Origin of the sequence: Natronomonas sp., assembly GCF_036625485.1 — an archaeon.
Lineage (GTDB): Archaea > Halobacteriota > Halobacteria > Halobacteriales > Haloarculaceae > Natronomonas.
Genome location: NZ_JAZKTR010000108.1, coordinates 1 through 8,639, shown reverse-complemented (window position 1 = coordinate 8,639; position 8,639 = coordinate 1). Strand labels below are relative to the sequence as shown.

Genomic DNA, 8,639 nt, shown 5'->3' with positions numbered 1-8,639 from the left:
TCCGGCTAGGAGCATCACAACCCCGCGTAGGCTGTACACCATCGTACTGCACCACCGCATAAAAGCGCTTATGAACTGACGCGTGCGTGCGAACCGTGGGCAGGGCTCTGTGAAAGTGCGTTACAGTCGACGGGAAAGGATTTCCACGTCGGGCGTGTTCTCGGCGCATGAACCGCCGCCGGTTCCTCGCTGCGAGCGCCGTAGCGGGTGCCCTCCCCCTTGCCGGTTGTGCCGCGCGCGAAACGACCCTGCAACCCGATGTCGAGACGGAAGACGACGAAACACACGTCGTCTACCGGGACGGGGACGACCGCGTCGCCGTCGTCTCGTATATGCAACGGGGGCGAGCCACTCGACCGCCCTACGACCTGTGGGTAACCGTCTCCCACGCGGAGGGGACGACCATCGACTCCCTTCGCCTCGAATTGGATACCGCGCCGGCGGAGCGGCCGAAACCGAACGTCTATCTGAAAACGCCCGACGGCCATCCATACCCGTCGATGCATTATCACACCGACCCCGACAGCGGAGCGGCGATAGTCGACGTTTCCGACACCGAACGACAGGGTTCTGGGTCGATGTCGCTCGAGTTCCTCGTCGCCCCGCGTGGCGAGGAAGTGGTGACGGTCGGTGCAACGGCGTCGCTGTCTCTGAGCGGCCGGGCCGTCGTCGGACGCGTCTACGAACTGTCCGACCGCGTCGAGTTCGAACTGACTCCCTAACCGTCGCTACGACCCGAAAAACGAGGCGGTATTAGGAAAACCAAAAAGAGTTATTTTTGAAATGAAAAATATATTTTCTTTGTCGAAAATACTTAAGGGCGATGCGCTCGTATCTTGCCACGTATGAGTACCCAGAAAACCGTCCGTCGACAGGCCGGCAGCATCGAGGAAAGCGAGGCACTCCGCCTCGACAGCGACAAGGCCGAACAGATCGTCGAGGCGCTGAACACCGACCTCGCGGCGACGTACGTCCTCTACCACCAGATCAAGAAGCACCACTGGAACGTCGAAGGCGCGGAGTTCCTCGGCATCCACGAGTACCTCGGCGAGGTCGCCGCCGACCTCGAAGAAAGCGCCGACGAACTCGCCGAGCGCGCCCAGGCCATCGGCGGCGTCCCCCTCTCGGGTGGCGCCACCTACGAGGACCACGCGCCCATCGACCCCGAGGGCGAGGACGTCTACGACATCCGCACCTCGCTCGAAAACGACATGGAGGCGTTCGGCGTCATCATCGAGTCCCTGCGAGACCACATCGCTCTCACCAACGACCTCGGCGACTACGCCACCAACGAACTCCTGCGTGAGACCCTCGAGACGGTCGAGGAACACGCCCACCACCTCGAACACTACCTCGAGGACGACACGCTGGTCCTCGAATCGGCGACGAAATAATCGGCTGCGGGCAGAATAGAAGAACGGTAGAGGAACGGACGTATTCTCGAACGCTACCGCTCGACTTCGACGGTGTAATCGGTCGCTATCCATCCGTCACAGTTGTCCGGTTCGGTAAACACCGTCTTCTCCGGGGATGTCGAATGGACCCGGAGACCGACGGCCCTCTCGTCCTCGTCGGGGCTTGCTGCCATTACTACCCCCTCTGCGCTACGCCTGCTAAAGGTTTTTGGTCGGCCTAAATCTCGATCCACTCGCTCGTCTTCCCGGATTCGGGGAGATGCCACTGCTGGTAGGTGGCGTGGCCCTGCCCGTTGAGTTCGACGATGGCGTCGACGGCATCGAAAAGCCCTGCCGGAACGCCGTCGGCCAACGCCGGGAGGTGGAAATGGACGACTGAACCGGTCTCGCGGGCAATCTCCCGAATTGTATTCAGAAGCGAGATCAGAGAGGGGCGGTCGACACCGTCGATCAGCGGGCGAAGCGAGTCGAAGCAGACCCGTACCGAGTCGGCGTCGTCGGCCGCCGCCCGCATCGCCGATCCGATGTCCGCGGATAGCATCTCGGTGTCGAAGGCCGACGTTCTCGTGGTATCGCTGCTGGCGCTTCGGGTCAGCACCGGCCGCTCGATGACGGCCGCGGCCTCCGAGGATTCTTCCTCGGGACGGACCGTCCGGTCCGTGCGGACGAAAACGTGTTCGTGGTCGGCATCACCGAGGAACCGCTCGCAGGCGTCGGCGTGGGCCGTCGTCGCGGCGCCGACGACCAGCACGGTCCCGCCCTGCCGCTTCAGCGAGGCGAGTCCTTGGGCGATGGCGGCGTCCTCGGGCGGGGAGCGGTCGAATTTCATACCTTCTCGTAGTGAGATAAAGGGCGGACGTCGTATAAACGTTCGGCCATACGGTTTTGGGCGTTCCGGCCGGAGTAGGCGTATGGACGACACAGAGGCGGACAACGAGGCCGAAGCGGACCTCGCTGACGCCGCCGCCGATCTCGCCGACACGCTGGAAGCGCTCCGGGCGGAGCTCCGCGAACCGCCGCGCGGACCGCTCGGCCTCCCGCGGCCGCCCAGCCCCAGCGAGCTGCTGGCGCTGACCGAACGGTACACCATTCCCGCACTCGTCAGCACCCTCGAAACGAGCATCCGCCTGCTGGAACTGCTGGCGGCGGCCATCCGACTCGCACAGGGGCGGTCGGTCGATTCCGACGTGGAGGCCCGTCTTTCGGCCAGCGAGTTCGCCGTCGCCGGCGGCCGGGAGGGCGTCGACCGTCTGGCGGCCGCGAGTCGGACCACGCTCGAAAAGCTCGACGACGCGCTGGTCGACCTCCAGGGGGCCGCGGCGGGCGGTGCCCCCGACAATCCCGAGGCCGAGCGCCTACTCGAGCAGGCTCGTCGACTCCGGGCTGAGGTCGACGACCGCCTCGCCGAGATCGAGGCCGCCGAACGGGCGGAATCCGGGACTGCCGACCGGACGACCATCGATGTGGATAGCGAGACAGGAACAGGGGCCGATGCCGACGAATCGGCCACCGAGACGGCGGAGGCCGAGGAAGCCGACGAGCCAGCCGGGGATACCGTCGACGTCGACGCCGAGTTGGCCTCCCTGAAGGAGGATATGGATTCCGGCGAGGACGATGGAGAAACTCACAACGACAAGTAAATTTATACACTCGCCGAGTGTCGTGGTATCACATGTCAGTTGACGACGGCAGCCGGCTCCGGTCGTTCCTTCGTGAGAGCGTCCAGCCGCCGATAGCCGAACAGCAGGACCGCCTTCGCTCGCGGCTGGAACGGGTCGTCGACCCCGGTCGTCTGGCGGTCGTTCGTCACCCGGCGCGGCTGCCACGCGACGGCGAGAGCGAGACGCTGGATTGGTACGAGCGCGTCCGCGAGTGGGCGTCCTCTTCGGAGGCTTCGCTGTCGCCGTTCTTCAAGAGTCGGTCGGCCTAACGACCCGGCGGTCGACGAGGTCCGAGAGATGGTCTCGCTGCCGGTGCTGTGGCTCGTGGTTTCGGACGGGGAGTCGGTCCGTAGGGCCTACCCGCACGTCGAGGAGGCGGTCGTCCCGGTCTCGTCGGCGATTTCGGAGTTCGAATCGATCGGCGGCCTCTCGGGCCAACGACGCCGCCGACTGAGACAGCTTTCTGACGGTCGGACGGCGCTAACTGGCCACGAAAGAACGTATAAAACGGGCCTGACTAGTCGTCGACCGGCCGGAACCGGTAGCCGTCCCACTCCTGGCTTGCGGGTTCGCGGATACCGGCCTCGGGGTCCCGGAGTTCCCCAGCGTAGACTGGTTCGACGGTATCGCCCATGTCGACGTCCTCGGTCGTCAGCTGGCCGAGCGCACGCACGGGCGTCCCGTCGACGTCGAACTCGACGATAGCGAGCGAATTCGGCTCCCGAACACCCGGCGGCGTCGAGTAGGAGGTCGTCCACGTCACGACCTCGGCGGTGTACTCGCTCAGGTCGATGGTGTCGACCGGTTCGCCCCCGTCCGGGCCGACCGGATGGCCCGGATACGTTATCGTGCCGTCTTCGTAGCGGTAGGCTTCCATCGTCATTATCGTCCCTCCATGATGGCCGTCGTAACGCAGTTCCCGAAGCCACCGACGTTACACGCCAGCCCCACGTCAGCGTCGACCTGCCGGTCGCCGGCCTCGCCGATGACCTGCTTGTAAATTTCGTAACCCTGTGCGACGCCGGTCGCGCCGAGTGGGTGGCCTTTCGATTTCAGGCCGCCCGAGGTGTTTATCGGCAGTTCGCCGTCGCGGTCGGTCTCGCCGTCTTCGACTGCCTTCCACGCTTCGCCCTCCTCGGCGAAGCCGAGGCCCTCCATCTGGAGGAACTCGAGGATGGTGAACATGTCGTGGAGTTCCGCCACGTCGATGTCGTCGGGGTCGAGCCCGGCCATCTCGTAGGCCTGTCGGCCGGATTCGACGACGCCGCCCATCGTCAGCGGGTCCGCACGCTCGTGGACGACGTGGGTGTCGGTCGCCCCGGCGACCCCGGAGACGACGGCGTAGTCGTCGGTGTACTCGCCCGCGCGGTCGGCCGGACAAAAGAGCAGCGCCGCCGACCCATCGGTGATAGGACAGAAGTCGTAGAGGCGCAGGGGGTCCGCGACCAGCGGCGACTCCATCGCCGTCTCCACGTCGATCTCCTTGCGGAACTGGGCGTGGGGGTTCAACGCGCCGTTGGCGTGGTTCTTGACCGCCACCTTCGCGAGACTCTCCCGGGGGGCGTCGTATTCGTCGAGGTACTTCCGGGCGGCGAGGCCAGCAAACGAGGGCAGCGTGACGCCGTGTTTGTACTCGACCGGGTGGGTCAGCGAGGCGATGACGTCGGTGGATTCGCCCGTCGTCTTGTGGGTCATCTTCTCGCCGCCGACGAGCAACGTCATATCGCTGGCGCCGCTGGCGATGGATTGCCACGCGGCGTAGATGCCGGCACCGCCCGACGACGAGGTCTGGTCGACCCGCTGGGTGTAGGCCGGCATCGCCGCGAGGTCGTGTGCGAGGGCGTTCGGGACGCCGGTCTGGCCCTCGAACTCCCCGCTGGCCATGTTCGAGACATAGAGGTGGTCGACCTCGTCCGGCGTCACCCCGGCATCGTCGAGACACGCCTCGCCGGCCTCGGCGAGCAGTTCCCGGATCCAGCTATCCCGTTGGCCGAACTCCGTCATCGACGCACCGATAACTGCTACGTCTGGCATGGGTTGAACTCTTCGCGGGCCACCCTAAGCGTTCGGGGACCGGCGGCACCTGTGGGTGATCGACCCCATGAGTCATGCTACCACGACTACTTCGCGAGCGGAAGGTATTTTTGGCCTGCCTAAAGAATAGCTAGGTAATGACTGCTATCGCGTCGGACCGAGCGCCGCTCGGAGGTGAGCCGCGTGTCTAGCGGCTCGGCGAACCTGCAGGGTGCCGACGTCGACCTCTCGGTTCCCGAGACCGAATCAACCGTACTGGAACTTGAGGGCATCGAGAAATCCTACGATGAGACCACCGTCATCGGTGACCTCTCGCTTTCCGTCCGGGACGGCGAGCTCATGACGCTTCTGGGGCCGTCGGGCTGTGGCAAGACGACGACCCTCCGGCTCATCGCCGGTCTCGAACGCCCCGACGGCGGCATCGTCCGCATCGACGGCGAGGCCGTCTCGGGACCGAATTTCGTCGCCCCCGAGGACCGCGACGTCGGCGTCGTCTTTCAGGAGTTCGCCCTGTTCCCCCATCTGAACGCCCGTGAGAACATCGCCTTCGGCATTCAGGAATGGGACGAAGACGAGCGCGAAGCCCGCGTCGACGAACTGCTGGAACTGGTCGGGCTCAAGACCCACGGCGAGAAACACCCCGAAGAGCTCTCCGGCGGCCAACAACAGCGCGTCGCGCTCGCGCGCTCGCTGGCGCCCGAACCGAGCCTGCTGCTGCTGGACGAACCCTTCTCGAACCTCGATGTCGACCTCCGCGTCGAGATGCGCGAGGAGGTCCGCTCGATCCTCAAGAAGGCCGGCGTGACCGCTATTTCGGTCACACACGACCAGGAGGAGGCCATGTCCATCTCCGACCGCGTGGCCGTGATGAGCGAGGGCGGCCTCGAACAGGTCGGCACCCCGGAGGACGTCTTCCAACAGCCGAAATCACGCTTCGTCGCCGGCTTCCTCGGCCACGCATCCTTCGTCTCCGGGCGCGTCACGGAGGGCTGTGTCGAGACGGGCGTCGGCTGTGTCCCGCTCGACCGGGTCAACGGCCTCAGCGAGGAGTACATCGGCTCGCAGATCGACCTCATGGTCCGGCCCGACGACGTGCGCGCCGAACCCGCCGAACCCGCCGAAGCCAATGGCGAGGTCGTCCACCGACGGTATCTCGGGCCGACCGTCCTGTACCGGGTCGAAATCGACACCGGTGACGTCGTCGGCTGTATGCACAACCACGCCGACAAGGTGTCGCTGGACGAACCCGTCTTCGCCAGCCTCGATGCGGACCACGAACTCGCGTGGTTCCCCCGTGGTGAGCGGAAGATGGCCGACGGCGGTCAGTAGAACGAAGGAGTCGGTTTTTTTGACTCAGTACCGTGGTCGTCTACCGGAGATCGGCAGCGCCGGGTTCGATCTCCTCTCGGTGTCGGGTCTCGGGAGCGGCGTAGTCGGTTCGTGGCGGTCGGTCGAACGGCCGAGCGTCGGAGCGGTCGCCGCCGTCGGCGTAGACCGTCGGCGTCTTGATCGTGGGCGATTCAGGGACGAGCGGTGCGTCGTGTTGGGGTGGCTGCATGGTTCTGGTGGGTTGGCAGGGGAATACTCGAAAAGCGATGCTACTCGGAAAATCAGAGGCGTACGCGTACACGTACAGTGGGAAGCATCGCGTACCCAACCCTCACACGGCATTGATAATAAACGTTCATGCTAGTACGGATTTCGCCGCGGCCCGGTCCGTCGACGGTCGATTCCTCCGTCAGTCCTCGGATGGCGGGTAGATGACGATCTCGCCGTCCGCGGCTATCGTGATGTGGTATTCGCCGAGCGGAAACGTGACCGAGCCCCGACAGCGCTCGCTGCCGGGGATGGGTGCGAAGAGCTTTTCGAGGCCATCCGGGTCGATTCGCTCGTACAGCGGCGGGAGGTCGAGACCGTCGCAATCGGCCGCCTCGCAGACCGCGTCATGAACGGCCGTCGACAGCGACCCGGGGCTACTCCAGTTGTAATTCGTCCGATAGACCCCGGATGCGGGGTCGTATTCGACTGGGTCGCCGTCCTCCGTGTTCACGCCCGTTCCTCACGGATGCAGATACCTGAACCTTTGGTCTGGACGGAAACGCTCAATACCGCCGCCCCGTCGAAACCGAACGTGAGTCTCACGCTCGGCTTCGAGTTGGCCGCCGCCCGGCGGCTCGCCGACCCCGAAGGCGCCGTATCCGATGCCAGAACGTGGAGCGAGAACGTCGGCCTCGTGACCGACAGGCCCCCGTACGTCCTCACGAAGTTCACCCGGGACAACTACATCCGCAACGATTTCGAACCGGCAACCGAACCCGCCGCCGAAACCCTCGTTCACCTCCGCAAGCACTTCGATACCGACCGGTTCGTCTTCGTCGCGGACGATGCCCGAACGGCGCCCGACGGCTGGGAGTACCAACACATCGAGACAGCGGCCGACAAAGCTGGATGGGAACTCGTCGAAATACCAGACCAAGACCAAGGCGACGGGGATGACGCGGGGGCGCCCGCCTCGCGCGAGCGCGACGACTGGCCCTGACCTACACCGCACGGAAGGCCAGCACCGCGACCATCGCCACGGCCAGCGAGACGAGGAGGTTGTTCGTCTTCCATGCAACAGCCGCCGCCAGCGCCGCCGCGGCCCACTCCGGTGGGCCCCCGTTGGCCAGTTCCGGTGCCACGATGGCGACGATGATGGCTCCCGGCAGCGCTTCTAACCCGACCTCGGCGCGGTCGCTCAACTCGATTCGGCCGAGCAGCCACAGGCCGCCGACCTTCGTCGCGTACGTGACGACCGTCATGGCCGCGATGACCGCGACGACGAGCGGATCCAGTTCAATCACGGCGGACCACCGCCACGAGACTGCCCGCGAGGCCGCCGAGAAGGATGTACCACCGCCCCGGCAGCACCTCCGCGCCGACGATGGCGATACCCGCGGCGACCAGCCACGGCGCGAGGTCCTCGCGGCCGCGCCAGAGCCCGACGGCGATGACTACGAAGATTGCCGTCAGGACGAAATCCAGACCGTACCGCTTCGGGTCACCGACCGCGCCGCCAGCCGCGGCCCCGAGCGCCGTCGTCGCGACCCACAGTACCCAGATGGCGAGGCCGGCACCCAGCAGGAACGCACCACGGCTCCCACCGGACCGGAGGTCCGCGATGGAAAGCGCCCAGCTTTCGTCGGTGACGAAAAAGAGGCTCCCGTACGATTGGACCGGTGAGAGGTCCTCGAACCACGGCCGAAGCGACGCGCCCATCAGCACGTACCGGAGGTTGACCACGAGCGTCGTCACGACGATAGCGACGACGGGCAACGGTGCGTCCCACAGTTCGACGGCGATGAGTTGGGACGCCCCCGCCAGCACCGTCGCGCTCATCAGCGTCGCTTCGGCGACCGAGAGGCCGGCCTGCCGGGCCAACACGCCGAAGGCGATGCCGTAGCCGCCGACGCCAACCGCGACGGGCAGACAGGTCCGAAAGCCCGACACCACGCCCGACCGTTCGAATGAAACCACCATACGGAGGTAT

14 protein-coding genes are annotated in these 8,639 nt (G+C 65.6%); 6 read left to right on the top strand and 8 right to left on the bottom strand.

Features of this window, described 5'->3' with window-relative positions; genetic code table 11:
- The first annotated feature begins 167 nt into the window (after positions 1–167).
- Positions 168–722 carry a twin-arginine translocation signal domain-containing protein gene (locus tag V5A53_RS10740; RefSeq protein WP_332313607.1) on the top strand — a complete coding sequence of 185 codons (555 nt, stop codon included), beginning with the start codon at positions 168–170 and terminating at the stop codon, positions 720–722.
- Positions 723–845: 123 nt separating this feature from the next.
- The gene (dpsA, locus tag V5A53_RS10735; protein ID WP_332313606.1) at positions 846–1,394 is read left to right on the top strand and encodes a DNA starvation/stationary phase protection protein DpsA; all 549 of its coding nucleotides are present in this window, start codon (positions 846–848) and stop codon (positions 1,392–1,394) included.
- 53 nt (positions 1,395–1,447) lie between these two features.
- On the opposite strand, the gene V5A53_RS10730 is transcribed toward dpsA, so the two are convergent.
- Both V5A53_RS10730 and V5A53_RS10725 read right to left on the bottom strand, forming a co-directional pair.
- Entirely contained in the window at positions 1,448–1,588 is a 141-nt protein-coding gene (locus tag V5A53_RS10730) for a hypothetical protein (RefSeq protein WP_332313605.1), read from the bottom strand.
- Positions 1,589–1,632: 44 nt separating this feature from the next.
- Entirely contained in the window at positions 1,633–2,244 is a 612-nt protein-coding gene (locus V5A53_RS10725) for a DUF7504 family protein (protein WP_332313604.1), read from the bottom strand.
- An 82-nt stretch (positions 2,245–2,326) separates the two neighbouring features.
- Between V5A53_RS10725 and V5A53_RS10720 the strand changes: the two genes are divergently transcribed.
- Together V5A53_RS10720 and V5A53_RS10715 are read left to right on the top strand one after the other, a co-directional pair.
- Positions 2,327–3,055: a DUF7547 family protein gene (locus V5A53_RS10720; RefSeq protein WP_332313603.1), complete on the top strand. Its 729-nt coding sequence runs from the start codon at positions 2,327–2,329 to the stop codon at positions 3,053–3,055.
- A gap of 32 nt (positions 3,056–3,087) precedes the next feature.
- Complete coding sequence (locus V5A53_RS10715; RefSeq protein ID WP_332313602.1) at positions 3,088–3,345, top strand: HTH domain-containing protein; 258 nt, start codon at positions 3,088–3,090, stop codon at positions 3,343–3,345.
- Positions 3,346–3,593: 248 nt separating this feature from the next.
- On the opposite strand, the gene V5A53_RS10710 is transcribed toward V5A53_RS10715, so the two are convergent.
- Entirely contained in the window at positions 3,594–3,959 is a 366-nt protein-coding gene (locus V5A53_RS10710) for an OB-fold domain-containing protein (RefSeq protein WP_332313601.1), read from the bottom strand.
- Positions 3,959–5,110 carry a thiolase C-terminal domain-containing protein gene (locus V5A53_RS10705; protein WP_332313600.1) on the bottom strand — a complete coding sequence of 384 codons (1,152 nt, stop codon included), beginning with the start codon at positions 5,108–5,110 and terminating at the stop codon, positions 3,959–3,961. Before V5A53_RS10705 ends, V5A53_RS10710 begins: the two co-directional genes overlap by 1 nt.
- 183 nt (positions 5,111–5,293) lie before the next feature.
- On the opposite strand from V5A53_RS10705, the gene V5A53_RS10700 reads away from it, so the two are divergent.
- Positions 5,294–6,439: an ABC transporter ATP-binding protein gene (locus tag V5A53_RS10700; protein WP_442928611.1), complete on the top strand. Its 1,146-nt coding sequence runs from the start codon at positions 5,294–5,296 to the stop codon at positions 6,437–6,439.
- Between the two features lie 40 nt (positions 6,440–6,479).
- On the opposite strand, the gene V5A53_RS10695 is transcribed toward V5A53_RS10700, so the two are convergent.
- Both V5A53_RS10695 and V5A53_RS10690 read right to left on the bottom strand, forming a co-directional pair.
- On the bottom strand, positions 6,480–6,668 hold the full coding sequence (locus V5A53_RS10695; RefSeq protein WP_332313599.1) for a hypothetical protein: 189 nt from the start codon (positions 6,666–6,668) through the stop codon (positions 6,480–6,482).
- Between the two features lie 180 nt (positions 6,669–6,848).
- The gene (locus V5A53_RS10690; RefSeq protein WP_332313598.1) at positions 6,849–7,160 is read right to left on the bottom strand and encodes a HalOD1 output domain-containing protein; all 312 of its coding nucleotides are present in this window, start codon (positions 7,158–7,160) and stop codon (positions 6,849–6,851) included.
- Between the two features lie 81 nt (positions 7,161–7,241).
- Between V5A53_RS10690 and V5A53_RS10685 the strand changes: the two genes are divergently transcribed.
- A complete protein-coding gene (locus V5A53_RS10685) occupies positions 7,242–7,649 on the top strand; it encodes a DUF7124 domain-containing protein (protein WP_332313597.1) in 408 nt (135 codons plus the stop codon).
- Between the two features lies 1 nt (position 7,650).
- Here the strand turns inward: V5A53_RS10685 and V5A53_RS10680 are convergent, their stop codons facing one another.
- Both V5A53_RS10680 and V5A53_RS10675 read right to left on the bottom strand, forming a co-directional pair.
- A complete protein-coding gene (locus V5A53_RS10680) occupies positions 7,651–7,953 on the bottom strand; it encodes an AzlD family protein (protein ID WP_332313596.1) in 303 nt (100 codons plus the stop codon).
- On the bottom strand, positions 7,946–8,639 hold a 694-nt coding region (locus V5A53_RS10675; RefSeq protein ID WP_442928690.1), incomplete at its 5' end, for an AzlC family ABC transporter permease. The genes V5A53_RS10675 and V5A53_RS10680, both read right to left, overlap by 8 nt.